The 16,020-nt window shown below is 33.3% G+C and carries 16 protein-coding genes and 2 pseudogenes; 13 read left to right on the top strand and 5 right to left on the bottom strand.

What is annotated here, in order from left to right:
- Positions 1–210: 210 nt before the first annotated feature.
- Positions 211–327, top strand: a pseudogene (locus LRP84_RS19050) (tyrosine-type recombinase/integrase); the annotation flags it as partial.
- A 505-nt stretch (positions 328–832) separates the two neighbouring features.
- Here LRP84_RS19050 and LRP84_RS19045 read toward each other — a convergent pair.
- Positions 833–1,243, bottom strand: a complete 411-nt coding sequence (locus LRP84_RS19045; RefSeq protein ID WP_230576514.1) for a 3-hydroxyacyl-ACP dehydratase FabZ family protein — start codon at positions 1,241–1,243, stop codon at positions 833–835.
- 136 nt (positions 1,244–1,379) lie between these two features.
- Positions 1,380–2,579 (bottom strand): LL-diaminopimelate aminotransferase, encoded by a 1,200-nt coding sequence (locus LRP84_RS19040; protein WP_230576513.1) that lies wholly within the window; start codon positions 2,577–2,579, stop codon positions 1,380–1,382.
- Positions 2,580–2,956: 377 nt separating this feature from the next.
- Here LRP84_RS19040 and pduL point away from each other — a divergent pair, with 377 nt between their 5' ends.
- Positions 2,957–3,544 (top strand): phosphate propanoyltransferase, encoded by a 588-nt coding sequence (gene pduL / locus LRP84_RS19035; RefSeq protein WP_230576512.1) that lies wholly within the window; start codon positions 2,957–2,959, stop codon positions 3,542–3,544.
- 166 nt (positions 3,545–3,710) lie between these two features.
- Here pduL and LRP84_RS19030 read toward each other — a convergent pair whose 3' ends face one another.
- The gene (locus LRP84_RS19030; RefSeq protein WP_230576511.1) at positions 3,711–4,913 is read right to left on the bottom strand and encodes an MFS transporter; all 1,203 of its coding nucleotides are present in this window, start codon (positions 4,911–4,913) and stop codon (positions 3,711–3,713) included.
- Between the two features lie 259 nt (positions 4,914–5,172).
- Here LRP84_RS19030 and LRP84_RS19025 point away from each other — a divergent pair, with 259 nt between their 5' ends.
- The 6 genes from LRP84_RS19025 (at position 5,173) to LRP84_RS19000 (ending at position 9,540) form a co-directional block, all read left to right on the top strand.
- Positions 5,173–5,685: an NUDIX domain-containing protein gene (locus LRP84_RS19025; RefSeq protein ID WP_230576510.1), complete on the top strand. Its 513-nt coding sequence runs from the start codon at positions 5,173–5,175 to the stop codon at positions 5,683–5,685.
- Between the two features lie 154 nt (positions 5,686–5,839).
- Positions 5,840–6,625, top strand: coding sequence for a class I SAM-dependent methyltransferase (locus tag LRP84_RS19020; RefSeq protein WP_230576509.1), 786 nt, complete (start codon positions 5,840–5,842; stop codon positions 6,623–6,625).
- 71 nt (positions 6,626–6,696) lie between these two features.
- Positions 6,697–6,882, top strand: coding sequence for a DUF3970 family protein (locus LRP84_RS19015; protein ID WP_098308589.1), 186 nt, complete (start codon positions 6,697–6,699; stop codon positions 6,880–6,882).
- Between the two features lie 218 nt (positions 6,883–7,100).
- On the top strand, positions 7,101–8,456 hold the full coding sequence (locus LRP84_RS19010; protein ID WP_230576508.1) for an FAD-binding oxidoreductase: 1,356 nt from the start codon (positions 7,101–7,103) through the stop codon (positions 8,454–8,456).
- A gap of 189 nt (positions 8,457–8,645) precedes the next feature.
- Positions 8,646–8,894 (top strand): GlsB/YeaQ/YmgE family stress response membrane protein, encoded by a 249-nt coding sequence (locus LRP84_RS19005; protein WP_230576507.1) that lies wholly within the window; start codon positions 8,646–8,648, stop codon positions 8,892–8,894.
- A 250-nt stretch (positions 8,895–9,144) separates the two neighbouring features.
- Entirely contained in the window at positions 9,145–9,540 is a 396-nt protein-coding gene (locus LRP84_RS19000) for a cytosolic protein (RefSeq protein WP_230576506.1), read from the top strand.
- Positions 9,541–9,561: 21 nt separating this feature from the next.
- On the opposite strand, the gene LRP84_RS18995 is transcribed toward LRP84_RS19000, so the two are convergent.
- Positions 9,562–10,773 carry an MDR family MFS transporter gene (locus tag LRP84_RS18995; protein ID WP_230576505.1) on the bottom strand — a complete coding sequence of 404 codons (1,212 nt, stop codon included), beginning with the start codon at positions 10,771–10,773 and terminating at the stop codon, positions 9,562–9,564.
- Positions 10,774–10,873: 100 nt separating this feature from the next.
- Between LRP84_RS18995 and LRP84_RS18990 the strand changes: the two genes are divergently transcribed.
- The 4 genes and pseudogenes from LRP84_RS18990 to LRP84_RS18975 all read left to right on the top strand — a co-directional run.
- Positions 10,874–12,649 carry an SgrR family transcriptional regulator gene (locus tag LRP84_RS18990; protein ID WP_230576504.1) on the top strand — a complete coding sequence of 592 codons (1,776 nt, stop codon included), beginning with the start codon at positions 10,874–10,876 and terminating at the stop codon, positions 12,647–12,649.
- A gap of 199 nt (positions 12,650–12,848) precedes the next feature.
- Positions 12,849–13,472 carry a YhbD family protein gene (locus tag LRP84_RS18985; protein ID WP_230576503.1) on the top strand — a complete coding sequence of 208 codons (624 nt, stop codon included), beginning with the start codon at positions 12,849–12,851 and terminating at the stop codon, positions 13,470–13,472.
- 13 nt (positions 13,473–13,485) lie between these two features.
- On the top strand, positions 13,486–14,157 hold the full coding sequence (locus LRP84_RS18980) for a polymer-forming cytoskeletal protein (protein ID WP_230576502.1): 672 nt from the start codon (positions 13,486–13,488) through the stop codon (positions 14,155–14,157).
- A gap of 83 nt (positions 14,158–14,240) precedes the next feature.
- Positions 14,241–14,417 (top strand): annotated as a pseudogene (locus tag LRP84_RS18975) (MFS transporter); the annotation flags it as partial.
- Between the two features lie 126 nt (positions 14,418–14,543).
- Here the strand turns inward: LRP84_RS18975 and LRP84_RS18970 are convergent.
- Entirely contained in the window at positions 14,544–14,864 is a 321-nt protein-coding gene (locus tag LRP84_RS18970; RefSeq protein ID WP_230576501.1) for a hypothetical protein, read from the bottom strand.
- A 273-nt stretch (positions 14,865–15,137) separates the two neighbouring features.
- Here LRP84_RS18970 and LRP84_RS18965 point away from each other — a divergent pair, with 273 nt between their 5' ends.
- A complete protein-coding gene (locus LRP84_RS18965; RefSeq protein ID WP_230576500.1) occupies positions 15,138–15,995 on the top strand; it encodes a DegV family protein in 858 nt (285 codons plus the stop codon).
- Positions 15,996–16,020 lie beyond the last annotated feature (25 nt).

Here is a 16,020-nt window from a genome sequence, read left to right as displayed (position 1 = left end):
ATGTTAAGAGAGGTAAGGCTTTGTATAAATCTCATTAAATTTTCCTTCTTAATAAGGGGTTCCGCCACATTGAGATCAAGTTAAGACATTTATTGTTTCCCAAAACAATAAATAAACTGGATTCCCATAGACAACTATGAAGAGATAAAATTTTCGTTTTGGAGATACTTCAAAATATTAGCTTGATGGGTATGGGCGGTACCCCTATAAACAAAGGATGTGGCCATGTTGCAAGAGATTTTAAATCTTAGTACACCACAAATTACACTTAAATACATCGGCATTAACAAAAAAGAAGATAATATTCTGGATACTTTTTGTATTTGATTTAGTAATCAAAACATTACTTATCAGTAGTCCATATATCTAGGAATCCACAAAAATACCCTCCAGATCAATTCTGGAGGGTATTCATATTCACATAATCAAGTGTTATCGGAAGTGAGTGATATTAACTATTGAGTCCATAAGAAAAATTGGCTTCTTTAGCTAACTAAAATAAAATTCTTACAAACAACGATGAAAACTATATCCCAAAAGTGCATGATCCAGAAGTTGCTGAAAGAGCTGCTAAGAAATTCGGGATTTCTGCTAAAGAAGCAGGAGATATCTATGTAAAAGTACAGATAGATACGTTTAACTAAGTGATACTAATATAATCTGGAAAAAAAAGTGCTCATTCGATTGCTTTTTTATTCCAAAAATGTCTTAGTGTGGATTTTTTGTCATTTGGTTGTCGATACCTCAATAATAAGTTTGTAGAAACAGAAAAGAACAGTGGGCTTAAAAACCACTGTGCTATCTTTTGTAAATCGGGATTTTGGCTCTATTGTTACACAGACTCCATATACACTAACAATTTATCTACGTTGACAATTTTCTTTCCATTTACAGCGGCATGACCTTTTCCGAGAATAAATCCACGTTTATTTCGAATAACTTCATAATATAGGTCTAATCGATCACCAGGCTGAGCGGATCCTAAAAATTCTACTCCTTCTAGTGATGAGAGAAATCCTAACCCAACAGTATTTTCCAGGCTGACAAATGCTCCGAGTTGTGCAATTGCTTCAATAATTAACATGTGTGGCATTGTCGTTTCTGATTCTGTTATAAACCATTCATTGCAACTTACATTTTTATAACCTTTTACCCACTTGCCAGATTCCATTTCAACGATATGATCAACCATTAAAAAAGGATATCGGTGCGGCAGTACACTTTGAATGTTAACTTTGTTCATGCGTTACCTCCTGATTATATATTATAATTGCAGTTTTTAAGTAAACATAAGAGGGGGAACTGTATCAGTTATGGCATGTGTTCTTTTATTTTATAAAAAATAAACCCCTGCTTCAAAAAAGAGCAGGGGAAGGTAATTAATTTCTTACTAAATCAGCTGCACCCTCACTAGAAAAAATACCACTATTTTTAATGTTGTTAACTACTTGTTTTAACTTTTTTTCATTTTGAACAAGGGCAATGCGAACAAAGCCTTCTCCATGCGGGCCAAATGCATGACCGGGTGTGACAACGACATTGGCACGATCAATTAATGCGTATGCAAATTCTAAAGAAGTCCATCCTTTTGGAATTTCTGCCCATATGAACATACTTCCAGCTGGTTTTTCAACATGCCAGCCTGCTTCAGCTAGTCCATCAATAAATGTATCTCTTCGTTTTTGATAGATCGTCCGGTTTGCTGCGCAATATGAAGCACCTTCTCGTAAAGCAACAGTTGCAGCTTTTTGAATTGGGAGAAAGACACCGTAATCGATGTTTGATTTAAATTGCTTAAGTGTTTCTACAATCTCTTTATTTCCAATCATATAGCCAATACGACTACCAGCTAAGCTATAACTTTTAGATAAAGAGTTGATTTCGACACCAACATCTTTTGAACCCGGAACGGATAGGAAGCTAATAGGCTTTTGTCCATCATAATAAAATTCAGAGTAAGCAAAGTCATGTACGACGATAATATTGTATTCTTTTGCAAAAGCAATAACATCAGTAAAAAATGATTCTGTTGCCATTGCCGGTACAGGATTACCAGGAAAGTTTAATATCATCATTTTTGCTTTTTCGGCAACTTCTTTTGGGATCGTATGTAAATCAGGAAGAAAAGCATTTTCTTTTTTTAATGGCATAAAATACGGAGTTGCACCTGCCATTGCAAGTCCTGTTGCATATGCCGTATAACCTGGATCTGGAACAAGGATAATATCATCTGGATTAGCAAAAGCCATCGGTAAATGAACAAGTCCGTCTTGTGATCCCATTAATAATAATACTTCGTTATCAGTATTTAAAGCGACATGGTGATTAATCTCATAATATTCTGTCACAGCATTGTGAAATTCTTGTGTACCTGTCAATGTATATCCATAATTCTTTTTTTCATTTGTTGCACTTACTAGTGCTTCTCGTACAATATCAGCCGGAGGCATATCTGGATTTCCGATACTTAAATCAATAATTTCATGACCTTCTGCAATTTTCTCTTTTTTATAGGCTGCTAATTCACTAAAAATTGAGGATTGGAATGCATTCATTCTTGTTGCTAGCGTGTACTTCATGGATAACCCCTCCTAAAAATTACTACTTTCGTCATTAAATTTTGTTTTTAGTATTCATATTCTTTTACTTTTCTGAAAACACACATATTTACATTTTAACATTTTTTTACGAAAATACAAAACTACCAATGAAAACGAAATTTCATTTACTATATTATTTTTTATAAATACGAATAAAAAATAGTATAACCCCTCTAAAATTTACTCTAGAATCTGGATTCCTTATTTATATAAATACTTCAAAAAGAAAGGTCACTTCAAAAAATTTATTAAATACATCTATTGCAATTTTTCCATAACATTTATAACTCTCAATAACTAATTTTCACAAATCAGGTAACAATAGAAAATAGATATTGATAAAAGGAGAAATAAACATGAAGCAAATTCCTATAGGTGTATCGAATCGCCATATCCACGTGACAAAGGAAGATTTAGAAAAACTATTTGGAAACGACTATGAGTTAACAGTAGCAAAAGAACTTTCTCAACCAGGAGAATTTGCCGCAACAGAAACAGTTACCATCAAAACAGAGAAAGCAGAAATTGCGAAAGTACGAATTCTTGGACCAGTTCGCAAATTTACACAAGTTGAGATTTCAAAGACAGATGCACGGTCACTTGGGATTGATGCACCCATTCGTTCGTCGGGAAACATTGATGGAACACCTGGTATTACCGTAATCGGTCCGAATGGTAAAATTGAAATTGATAAAGGAGTAATTGTTGCTGAGCGACATATTCATATGACATCAAAAGATGCAGAACATTTTCAAGTGAGAGACGGTCAATATGTAAGTGTTAATGTGGCTGGAGAACGAGCGCTAATTTTTCATCAGGTATTAGTTCGTGTAAGAGATACATATGCATTAGATATGCATATTGATACGGATGAAGCAAACAGTGGAAATATCAAGACAGGTGATTTTGGTGAACTGATTTTATCCCGCATTAACGGGCAGTAAGCCCCCCACCTCAAGATTCAAAGAGAAACGAAGAAGATAGGTGGGGGATAACTGCCCGTAGAAGCCCGATTGGTTCAACTAACCGTCAGTGGGCGATGAAGAAAACCCCCACTGACGGAAGTTTCACTTTATAATAACAAAAGCCATCTCTAAAATGAGATGGCTCCTACATATTTGTTGTTTGAGAAGTATTTTTACTCGGTTGTTTTTGCTGTGATAATGAAACTAAAATAATAAGTAGCGAAATGACACCAAAAATAAGTACCATATATTGCAATCCGATTGTATCTAAGAAGAAACCTGTTCCGAGTAAGACAATTTGGAACATTACACGCTCAAACATATTACGGAATGAGAATATACGCCCATGGTAGCTTTTATCAATTTTTGTTTGGAAAATCGTTGACATAACAGGAAAGAAGCAGCCAACACTAAATCCAAACATACCGAAAGATACAAGTGTCATCCATTTTATATCACTAAAAAAAAGAGATAAGTGAGAGAAAGCTATACAAAATGAAAAGATATACAGTAACTTATACGATGAAACGTATTCTGATAAACGTTTAATTACAAATGCACCGAGCATAAACGATAAACCTTCAATTGTATAAATAAAACCTTTAATTGTTGTATCAAGCTGCATTTCACTAATATTAATAACCATTAAGTTAAAGCCACCGATAAATAAAAGTGGGATAATACTTAAAATTAAAGCACGAAATGCAATAGGGACTTCTTTTAAAATGTGAAACACTTCCATAAAACTTGTATTTTGTGATTTCTTTTCATTCGTTATATCTGTTTTCGTATCTTCAAAGTTTAATAATAAAGTAGAAAAGAATAATAGTGCGTATGCAGCCATTGAAAAAGCATACATATATTTTAAACTCATTACAACAAGAAGGACTCCGCCCAGCGAGGTACCAACAATACGAGCGATTGTTGCAATGTTCATATGAATTCCATTCATTTGTAATAATTCATGCTCTTGAACAATAAGCGGGATAACAGATTGTAGTGCAGGGAAATAAAAAGCTGCAGAAATTTGAATAGCGATCATAAATAAAATCATATATAAAATACTCTCATAATGAATAGCAAAAAACATAAAAATAACACTTATTACACGGCCAAACCCTGCATATAGAAGTACTTTTTTCTTAGAATATTGGTCAATAAACCTTCCTGCCATGGGACCAACAAGGACTCCTGCTAATAATCCAATAAACATAATAACGGATTTCATAAAATCAGATGGAACATGCTTTTGCATGAATTCTAGGTTACCTAGAATTCCAAGCCATAAACCTACCCCAGCAATAAATTCACCAGTTAGAACAATCCATACGTTTTTATTGCGCCACATAGAATAACCTCTCAGTCTTTAATTGTAGTGAAACTCGTATATAAAACCTCCTTTTTCCATTTCATCTTATATTTTGAATCAGAGTATATATTAAGGGTTTAAAAGAGGAATTTCAATTTATTTGATTTGGAGGTTATTCTTGTTGTAAATGGACAAATTAAAATAGATTCATTTAACTATTAATATATAAAATCAACAGGGAAATAAGGATACAAAGACGTATATAAATATAATGAATGTATACATGGGAGGACTAGAATTGGTCAACAAATTACGTGTAATGACAACAGCTTATTTATTTCATGAAGACGAAATATTACTTTTACAGCGATCCATAAATAAAAATATTGCCCCAGGTATGTGGTCTGGTATTGGCGGACATGTTGAAACGAACGAACATGAAGATATAAAAACATCCTGTTTAAGGGAAATACAAGAAGAAACAGGATTAACAGCAGAACATATTTCATCATTAACGTTAAGGTATATTATTTTACGGCAGAAAGACAATGAATTGAGTCAGCAGTATATTTATTTTGGACAAACACCTACAAAACATGTAGGTGAAACGATAGAAGAAAAGTTACATTGGATTCCCAGTCAAAACATATTTGAGTGTGAAATGACAGAAAGCAATCGTTTTGCATTACAACATTATTTAGAAAATCATTCAACTCAACATGTTTGGGTGGGGGTTATGGGGGAACTTGATTCAAAAGCGACGATCAGCTGGTCACAGATTTGTGATTGGGAAGAGTCGGCTTGTGTTTAATTCACCTTGTACATATACACAAATATAATCAACTCTTAATTATATTAAATTAGCTATTTTATATGTTCCGTTATAAAAACGAGTGTAAGCGGAATTTTAGTAACTATTCATATCACTTTTTGAATGAAAAGGTGATTAGAGGTGGCTGATGTAAATGAATAATGAAGAATTAGTTGTGAACCAATTTGGTCCAAATGCTGCGAAATATGTAACGAGTCAAATTCATGCAAAGGGAAAGGATTTACAATTTCTCATTGAAAACGTTCGAAACAATAAGAATGATCGCCTTCTTGATATTGCGACCGGTGGAGGACACGTTGCAAATGCATTAGCTTCTTTATTTCAAGATGTCGTTGCATTTGATTTGACGGAGAACATGTTAGAGAAAGCGGAACAATTTATTCGTTCAAATGGACATACAAATGTTTCATTTGTACAAGGGAATGCAGAGAAATTACCATTTTCAAATGAATCATTTGATACAATTACATGCCGCGTCGCTGCGCATCATTTTTCGAATGTTGATCAGTTTGTTACAGAAGTACATCGAACGCTAGAAAAAGATGGTCTATTTCTTCTTATTGATAATGTCGCTCCGGAAATTGAAGAGTACGATGCTTTTTATAATTTTTTAGAGAAAAAGCGTGATCCAAGTCACCACCGTGCTTATAAAAAAACAGAATGGATATCGTTATTAGAAAGAAATGGTTTACAGGTGCAATCATATACCACTTTTGATAAAAAATTCATGTTTGAATGGTGGTGTGATATGATGAATGTTCCTAAAAATGAAAGGGCTGAATTAACACAATATATGATAAATGCTCCTAAAGACATTCAAGAATGGTTTCATATCACAATAGAAAAGAATAAAATACAATCTTTTTATACAGAAATGACTTTGTTCATTGCTAAAAAATCATCTACTCTAAAACGATAATTCATACTTGCGATATTTATAATAGTCGATATACTTGGTAGAGTGGAATATATAAGCAAGGAGCAATAACAATGATTCGTGTACGTATTGAAGGAACAGAAGCTGAAGTTATGCAATTTTTAAAAGATATGCCTGAGGTACCAGGATATGAAAAAACACATTCTCGTGAACCAAGGAAAGGAAATAACCCAAAATATACAAATAGTAAGAGTGTTTTAGCGTATTTAACATATAAGCAAAAAGAACAAATAAAATAGTAGATTACAAAATAACCAAGCCTATTTAGCATTGGTTATTTTATTTTGCATAAGAAAGAAAAAACGGTACTGATAACTTATTAACTTGATGAATAGCCGATGAGAGTCTGAATGCAACATGTTCATGTGTAAACATAACGAACACAGAATGCATAATAGACATATATTATTTTGAAAAGAAAACAACTTCTGTTTGGAATAGGTAAAGGATGTTTATTATGCTTGAATTGAGTTATCAAGGGTTAACAGGTGAAGTAATTACAAGATATGATCGAGAATATGAAGAAGCTAGACAAGAGTGGAATCAAGCAAATCAAAAATTCCCTTTAGTTATTGTGTATTGTTATACAAAATGGGATGTGAGTAATGCGATTATTTGGGCAAGAAAAAATTGCATAGAAATCCGGATTCGATCAGGTGGACATCATTATGAAGGGTATTCTATTGGGAATCGTGTTCTTGTTATTGATATAAGTAGAATGAATTGCATGCAATTGAATGAGAATAAGCATACGTTAAAAGTGCAAGGCGGAGTAAAGAATAAGCAAGTCTATGATTTTATTTCTGCGAAAGGGTATCCATTTCCTGGGGGGACTTGTCCGACTGTAGGGGTAAGTGGATACACATTAGGAGGCGGATGGGGATATTCGAGCAGACACCTTGGACTTGGATGTGATAGTTTACTAGAACTGGAATTAATAGATTATACAGGGAGATTGATTATTGCAAACGAAAAGTCTCATAAAGATTTATTTTGGGCATGCTGCGGAGCTGGTAGTGGGAACTTTGGTGTTGTTGTATCCATGACATTTAAACTCCCAGCAAAAGTAGATAAGGTGACTTTAGTTGAAATATATTGGCCAGATGCTTTATTAGAAACACACAGAGAATTTCTGAATAAATGGCAAGAGTGGATAATGAATCTAGATAACAGAATGACGCTTGGTGCCAGTATATATAATTCAGAAACTGAGGAAATGGCGATTTATGGAGGAGGAATATTTTATGGTAAGCCAGAAGAAGCAGAAGAAATTTTACAAATGTTAATCAACATAGATGGCGTAAGAATGAGTTTAGAATATATAACATTTTTTGAAGCTATTACAAAGGCACAATCATCTTATCCAGAATCAGAGATGTTTAAATCTACAGGAAGATTTGTGTATCAGGAGTATGATGAACAAGAAATCAATGCTATTGTTGACCTCATTCAAGAGAGAGCAGCAGGAAGTATTTTTGCAGCAGTAAGTCTATATGCACTTGGTGGAAAAGTAAAAGAGGTGCCTAAAGAAGCAACAGCATTTTATTATCGAGATACCAAGTATATAATGGGAATTCAAACTATATGGGAGGATGCAAAATTTGCAAAAGATAATATCAAATGGATGGAAAAGAGTTTTAAATATATAGAATCAATAACAGAAGGATCATTTGTAAACTTCCCTTATAGTGGTTTGAAAAATTATGAAGAAGCTTACTATGGCAAAAATGCAAAGAAATTACGGAAAGTGAAAGAGAAATATGATCCGCTAAATGTATTCTCGTTTCCACAGGGAGTAACGGAATGTCATTAATAATGATTTAAAACAGAGTTTTCGTTCCAAAAAGTATGTTCAAAAGTCAATATCCTAACTATGTAATTTCGTAAAGAAATAGCGACTTCAGTGCATAGTTCTATAAGAATGTAGCATAACTAATGATAAGTAATTCCGCATTTGTATCATGTATAACTATATTTACTGTTATAAGGAGGAAATAACTTCATGTCATTCATATGGTCATTAATTGTTGGCGGCATTTTAGGATGGTTTGGTGGCTTACTTATTGGAAAAGATATCCCTGGTGGTATTATTGGTAATATAATTGCCGGCATCATCGGCTCTTGGATTGGTACAGCTTTATTTGGAAAATTTGGGCCCGTTTTTGGTGGCTTTTACATTGTACCAGCTTTAATTGGTGCTCTTATACTTATCTTTATCGCTAGCTTTTTGCTTCGCTTGATGAAAAAATAAAGTGAAACTTCCACCAGTGGGGGCTTCATCCCCCACTGGTGGTTAGTTGAACCAATCGGACTTTTACGGGCAGTTATCTCCCACCTATCTTATTTGCTTTTCTCTGAATCTTGAGGTGGGGGTCTTACTGCCCGTTAATGCGGGGTAAAACAAAAGGATTGTTTACTTTCGTAGACAGTCCTTTTTCGTTAATTTTGTGTTATGTTAATAAACCTGTTATGCTAGGAACATACCATTTGGAGGTGTCAACATGAAAAATTTTACAGTTAATTTTCATCAAGAAGATAATGCAAAAGCAACGACTGTTTATAAGTTAAATGAAGATGACTTTAACAAAGCAACAGAAGGAGGAACTCGTCATCTATTTGATTTAGATACAAATGTTGGCTTTTTTGTATTCTTTGATGCAGAAGATACAGAAGGTAATGAGCAATATTTAATGCTTCAATATGAAGGTGATCAAGAAGAACCAATCGCTTGCTACGGTTTCGATTTAAAGCTATTTTATCAATTTGTAGCACTGTATTTAAATGATCTTGAATTCCAAGGTGAAACAGATGAAGAAGAGGAAGAATATGGTCCAATTCATCATTTAGCGCACTTGCTGTATCATATTGTAGAAGATGGAAAAGAGATTGAAGCTTAATTACATAACAAAGGCTGTTCCTTATGCGGACAGCCTTTTTGTTTTGTCTTGTTTAAGAATATAATTTATAAAGAAATATTGACCGGTGCCACCAATAATAAGAAATACGGCACAAATATTAAATAAGAAACTCCCGCTAAAATGTTGTAATAATAACGCTCCAGCTGCGGGACCAAGCATTCGTGAAATATCCCAATGCGTACCGTAAATAGAGAAATAAATCCCTCGCATATGTTCCGGTGCTAATTCTGAAACAAAACGTAACAAATGATTTAAAGCTATACTTTCTCCAGTTGTTAAAATTAGTAGTGTGAAAAATAGTAACCATAGTGTATGGGAGTAGCCGTAACCAATCGCAGAAATCGTATAGCAAATATAAGAAATAACAATAATTTTTTGCATAGAAAATTTCTCCGCCCATTTTACGACTCCTACTTGCAAAACGATCTCCATAATACCTTTACATGTAGCCATAAAGGTAAAAACAAACATAAAATTAGTGAATAATTCCTTTTCAGCATAAAGACGATAATTCGTTTCCATTTGTGCGTAGAAAAAACTAATAGGCAGCATAAAAACCATAAGTCCAAACACGCTATAATGTTGTGAAAGAAAATGTTTCCATTTCACAGGCGTGTTTTTTGATTCATCATGTTGAAGAAGTGGAGCTGTCTCTGGGAGCTGCGTCCATACAATAAACGAATAGAGAAATAAGGCAGCAGCTTCTAAGATAAATAGAATGGTCGGATCATCTTTGTAAAAGAGATATCCAATCACCGGACCAATGATGGCTCCGACAGCTCCAACTGTTTGAATGAGAGCAAATACTTCAGCTTGCTTTTCTTTCTCTGTCACATCAGCAATTTGTGCTCGTTGTGCAGGGATATAAAGAGAACGGCCTAGACCATTTATAATGTAGAAGAGAGCAAAAGGTATAACGGATTCCGCAAAAATGAAACCAACCATAGCGCATGCTTGTAAAAGTAGTCCAATTAGAATAATTATTTTTCGTCCAAATCGATCTGTAATGCTACCGCCAAAAAGTGTAAAGACAATTTCGCTAAGCGGTTGTAATCCAAAAAGTAACATAGTAAACAAGGCGTTTCCGTTTAATGCTTTGTTTACATATATAATAAAAATAAGTGCGAGCATTGCTCCAGTTGTACTCGTTAGCAGTTCTCCAAGTAACCGAATCCATATAGGTTTGCTATAACGTTTTACGAATGTCATCATTTCATTCTCTCCTTTCTATATGGAAATTCTATGATGGAAAGGAAAGAGGAAAAAGAGTAGAATGAAGCAAAGAAATTTTTCATCTTTTAGGGGGGCATGTATGATAATTTTGGATCATTACATACGGCTTTGGCTGCAGCATGCCAAAGGAAAAGAGCTTGGTGAAAGCATAGAAATATCGCTGCAAGACATTTCAAAATCATTATATTGTACAGATCGAAATAGTAAATTCACAATAAAAAAACTAGAAGAAATGGAATGGATTGGTTGGTCTCCAGGACGAGGAAGAGGTAATCGATCTAAGATTGCTTTTCTACAAGAACCTTCAGTACTTATTTATAAAAAAGGAAAAGAGCTTGTAAAACAAGGAGAAGTTAAAAGTGGAAAAGCCTTCATTCAAACATATGCGGAGCATTTCCCATACATATTAGAACAATTTCAAACGTGGATTGACACACTTTTTGGATACCATATTGAACATTCTCCTCAAGGAAGAGTGGATGTATTACGATTAAACATGCGCATAAGTCCAATTACATGTCTAGATCCTATGTATGTCACACTTCGTTCTGAGTGTCATATTGTTAAGCATGTATTTGATACACTTGTTCGTTACAATGAATTTACAAATGAAATAGAACCTTGCCTCGCTTTTTATTGGGAATACAATGATATTCATAAAATATGGACATTTTATCTCCGTAAAGGCGTTCATTTTCATAATCAAAAATCGTTTACTGCACACGATGTCAAGTATACTTTCAATCGTTTTTTAAGTACAAAAGACAATCCTTATCGCTGGATGCTACAAGATATTAAAAGAATACTTATCGTAAATGACTATACAATCGAAATTCACTTACAAACAGAAAACAAATTATTTTTACATATTTTAGGCGGAGAACATTGTTCTATTGTTTCTGAATCATATACAAAAGAGAATAATCAACGTCTATTAAATGGAACAGGTCCATTCAAACTTGTTAAAAATGATGATGCACTACTTATTTTAGAAGTAAATCCTTTGTATTTTCGCGAGCGCCCATTTCTTGATCGTATTGAACTTTGGTATTCACAAGATATAAGTAGTCATAGCGGCTATGAAGTATTATTAGGTTCTTTACAGCACGATAGAAAGAGTGTTCAAAAAGAAACGTCTCAATTAGAAGCGAACGTAACATACATTACACTCAATACAAAAAAGCAAGGTCCAATGCAATATATAGCATTTCGGCAAGCTTTAAAACAAATCATCAACGGCATGCAAATATTAAACGATTTAAGAGGTGAACGCGGAGAAGTAGCAACAAATCTATTATTAGGAAAAACAATCGAGATAAGTAGAGAAAGTTCAATCAAAGAGTTGTTACGAAATAGTGGATATAACGGAGAGACATTATATTTATATACTTTTCAAGATGAGGATCATGTTGAAGATTCACATTGGATTCAAAGTGCATGTGCCAAGTATGGAATTAAGATAGAGCTATCTTTTTTAGATGCACATGAACTCCTTGCACCTCGTACAATACAAGAAGCGGACTTGATTCATGATAGTGCTACGATGAGCGAACACGCTGAGTTAAGTTATCTATATTTACTGTTAACGACAAATAGTTTTCTTCATCAGCATAGTTCTTTCAATTTAAATGAGAAATTGAAACGTGTATTTAAGGAACAAAATCGGGGTGTGCGTATGCAATTGTTAGAGGAAATAGAACAGGAGCTGCTAGAGTATATTCATATAATTCCTTTGTATCGAAATTATATGACGATACATACACATGAGGGCATACAAAATGTAGCAATTAACTCCCAGGGCTGGATTAATTTTTATCATATATGGTTTAAAGATGCACATTACGTAACAAAGTAGTATAACAAAGTGCTCATAACCCATCATTTCTTCGATTGTCATACGATGAAATGATGGGTTTATTTTTTAGATAGAGCAGATAAAACTGTACTAAGCATAGCAATGATTTTTAGTCTATTTTTCATAAAAATGGAAAACTCTATCTTTACAGCGTAACAATGTTATGTTACATTGAATAAAAAGAAGGGAGAGCAAAATTTTGAGTCAGGACTTAATTTCGAAAAAAGATTTGTTAGATCTTACTGGAATCTCTTATGGTCAGCTATATAGGTGGAAAAGAAAAAACTTAATACCAGAAGATTGGTTTGTGCGAAAATCAACGTTTACTGGACAAGAGACGTTTTTTCCTAAAGAAAAAATTTTAGATAGAATCGAAAAAATTCAGATGATGAAAGAGAATTTGTCCCTTGATGATTTAGCAAACATGTTTTCACCCAATGTGACTGAGATTAGTTTAACTAAGGAAGGAATTATACAACGTGGGATTGCCTCAGAATCCGTTGTACGTTTTTTTATAGAGAAAAATCAAGAAATAGCTGAATTTCGTTTTTCAAAAATTCTTTTCGTTTATATTTTAGAAAAAATTCTTCAGTCTGGAGAGGTTAGCCTTGAAGAAGGAAAAATGGTGTTACATGTGTTAAATGAACACTATGAAACGATGAAGAATAAAAATGGCGAACTTATTTTTATTCGAAAATTAGGTGTTTCGACTTGTTTCTTACTTTCGAGCGTAGAGGATATTTATTTTGATCAGGGTACTAAAATTGTTATTCGTTTACCTTTAATGAATTGTACAGAAGAATTAAAAACGAAGTTGTTATGATGGAGGGATAGTAGTGAAAACACATGATTTATTAATGAATGGTTATGGAACAGCGAACGGAGGGCAGTTTCGTAATGTACAATTAAATGGAAAAGGAACTGTAAATGGGGATTTAGAATGCATTGATTTTGAATGTAATGGATCCGGTCATGTAAATGGAGATTTAAAAGCGGAAAAAATAACAATAAGTGGTTCTGGAAAGATAAATGGAAAAATAGATGCTCTATATATGAGTATTGAAGGAAGCGGTAGTATATATGAGGATGCAACTGTAAAGAAAATGAAAATTTCGGGTAAAGGGACAGTTGCTGGAAATATATCAGGCGAAGATATGAACATTCGTGGTAAAGCTATTATTGATGGAGGTTGTACGATTACAGGGATGTTGAATGCTGGGAAAATTAATATTGTTTTAAGGTATGAACACAGCAGCGTAGAAGAAATAGGAGGAGAGAAGATTACAGTTCGCAAAAAATCATCTTTCTTTCCTTTCTCAAAACATGGAGGATTTCTTAAAACTCGTGTAATTGAGGGTGATGAAATTTATCTTGAATATACAAAAGCTGATGTTGTTCGAGGTAACAATGTTACGATTGGACCAGAATGTGAAATTAGTGTGGTAGAATATCATGAAAGCTATAAAAATGCAGGTCAATCACTTGTGAAAGAGTATAAACAAATATAATTATATAGAGTAAGGACGATAATGTGGTTGCTAAAGATGGTAACCACATTATCGTCCTTACTCGTTTGTTATTTAGTATATGAATCGCTTCGATGAATAATACAATCGTTGTAACAGCGATGGGAACAATTGTCGGTGACCTAGGTAAACTTGAAAATTTCGTCTGGATTGTCTCTGCTTACATGGCAGTAGAGATAGCGGGTACAATAATATTTGGTAAATTATCTGATATGTATGGACGGAAGCATTCCTATTTATGGGAAATGAGAAGATAGTCAAAAGAAGGAAGTAAAGAATTTAAGTGCAAATTAAATAAAAACACTCTCTTCATATTATTTATGAAGAGAGTGTTTTTATTTTAATGACTCACAAATAACAAACTGAAATTACTCTTCGATAATTTCGTATTCTTCATTTGCAAGTAATAAAATTAGTATCTTCTTACCTTTGTTATGTACTTCAATTACATCGTACGTGCCTAAATTTTTAATTTTACTTGTTGAAGCATTTACCATACCTTCAACAGAGTCGATTAAAATATCTTCTTCAATGTAGGATTCAGGTAAAGACATATCTTCAGTTTCTAATACACATGCATATAAATTTTGTAAATCAGTAGCTGTTGGGTTTAATTCCTCAACATCAATTACATTTTTTACTGCATCTACATGCTCTTCTTTCGGTTGATATACTTTAATTTTTGCCATGTTTTATTCTCCTTTATTTCTTAATCTAAGAGGCTATATATTATTATAACGTTTTTTATGAAAAACATGAAATAGTAATATGGCCATAAATGAAAAAATGGTTTTTTATTTATATTAGAAAAAATTCATTGCTGTTTTTCTTCATGAATACAATATAACAGAAATGTTTTATATAAGATTTTTCGCTTTCTTAATCCATGTATTGCATATATAATTTAAGAGGGACTAATCGAATTTATGTATATTTATAAAAGAATTGAGGTTTAACGAACAATGACAATAAAAATCATTACAGATAGTGCGGCAGATTTACCAAAAGAGTTGCTTCATACTTATGATATAGAGGTAATTCCGCTTCGTGTATATGATGAACAAGAGAATGAATTTTTAGATGGAGTAACACTAGATCCAATAGACTTGCTTCGAAATATGAAAGAAGGGACAGTATATAGAACATCATTACCTTCTTTAGAAACAATTCAAGAAGTATTCACAACATACGCAAAACAAGATGTAACATGCATTTATTTAGCTTTTACTTCTGAACTTTCTGGTACGTATCAATCTTCTGTTCTTGTAGGAGAAGAAGTAAAAGAAGCCTATCCTAATTTTTCTTTAGACATTATTGATACAAAATGTGCGTCAACTGGCCAAGGACTTGTAGTATTAGAAGCAGCAAAAATGGCACAAACTGGAGCAACAAAAGAGGAAATTTTAAACCGTATCACTTTCATGACGGAACATATGGAACACATATTTACTGTTGCAGACTTACAATATTTAGTTCGTGGTGGACGATTAAGCAAAGTAGCAGGATTTATAGGTGGCTTGTTAAATATTAAGCCTATTTTAAATGTAGAAGATGGAAAACTCATTCCACTTGAAAAAATACGTGGCCGGAAGAAAGTGTTTCAGCGTATAGTAGATATTATGGAAACAAGAGGGAAAAATCTTAAAGATCAAACAATTGGAATTTCACATGGTGATGATTTAGAAAGTGTAAACATACTAACAGAAATGATTACTGAAAAATTTGGATGTAAAGTATTTATCGTAAATTCAATTGGTGCAGCTGTTGGAGCTCATGCTGGTCCGGGAACATTAGCTATATTTTTCTTAAATGAAGTGTAAAAAAGAAAATGTCTCTTAAAATAAG

The sequence above is a fragment of the Bacillus rhizoplanae genome (genome assembly GCF_917563915.1).
In the GTDB taxonomy this organism is placed as follows: domain Bacteria; phylum Bacillota; class Bacilli; order Bacillales; family Bacillaceae_G; genus Bacillus_A; species Bacillus_A rhizoplanae.
The sequence above is the reverse complement of the archived record's forward strand: the minus strand, read 5'-3'. Positions and strand labels throughout refer to the sequence as shown.

Bases quoted from the DNA above. Each gene is read 5' to 3' on its own strand.
- LRP84_RS19020 (WP_230576509.1), top strand. From the start codon at position 5,840: ATGAATAATGAAGAATTAGTTGTGAACCAATTTGGTCCAAATGCTGCG.
- LRP84_RS18970 (WP_230576501.1), bottom strand. From the start codon at position 14,864: ATGGCAAAAATTAAAGTATATCAACCGAAAGAAGAGCATGTAGATGCA.
- LRP84_RS19015 (WP_098308589.1), top strand. From the start codon at position 6,697: ATGATTCGTGTACGTATTGAAGGAACAGAAGCTGAAGTTATGCAATTT.
- LRP84_RS19045 (WP_230576514.1), bottom strand. From the start codon at position 1,243: ATGAACAAAGTTAACATTCAAAGTGTACTGCCGCACCGATATCCTTTT.
- LRP84_RS19040 (WP_230576513.1), bottom strand. From the start codon at position 2,579: ATGAAGTACACGCTAGCAACAAGAATGAATGCATTCCAATCCTCAATT.
- LRP84_RS19030 (WP_230576511.1), bottom strand. From the start codon at position 4,913: ATGTGGCGCAATAAAAACGTATGGATTGTTCTAACTGGTGAATTTATT.
- pduL (WP_230576512.1), top strand. From the start codon at position 2,957: ATGAAGCAAATTCCTATAGGTGTATCGAATCGCCATATCCACGTGACA.
- LRP84_RS19005 (WP_230576507.1), top strand. From the start codon at position 8,646: ATGTCATTCATATGGTCATTAATTGTTGGCGGCATTTTAGGATGGTTT.
- LRP84_RS19010 (WP_230576508.1), top strand. From the start codon at position 7,101: ATGCTTGAATTGAGTTATCAAGGGTTAACAGGTGAAGTAATTACAAGA.
- LRP84_RS18965 (WP_230576500.1), top strand. From the start codon at position 15,138: ATGACAATAAAAATCATTACAGATAGTGCGGCAGATTTACCAAAAGAG.
- LRP84_RS18990 (WP_230576504.1), top strand. From the start codon at position 10,874: ATGATAATTTTGGATCATTACATACGGCTTTGGCTGCAGCATGCCAAA.
- LRP84_RS18995 (WP_230576505.1), bottom strand. From the start codon at position 10,773: ATGATGACATTCGTAAAACGTTATAGCAAACCTATATGGATTCGGTTA.
- LRP84_RS19000 (WP_230576506.1), top strand. From the start codon at position 9,145: ATGAAAAATTTTACAGTTAATTTTCATCAAGAAGATAATGCAAAAGCA.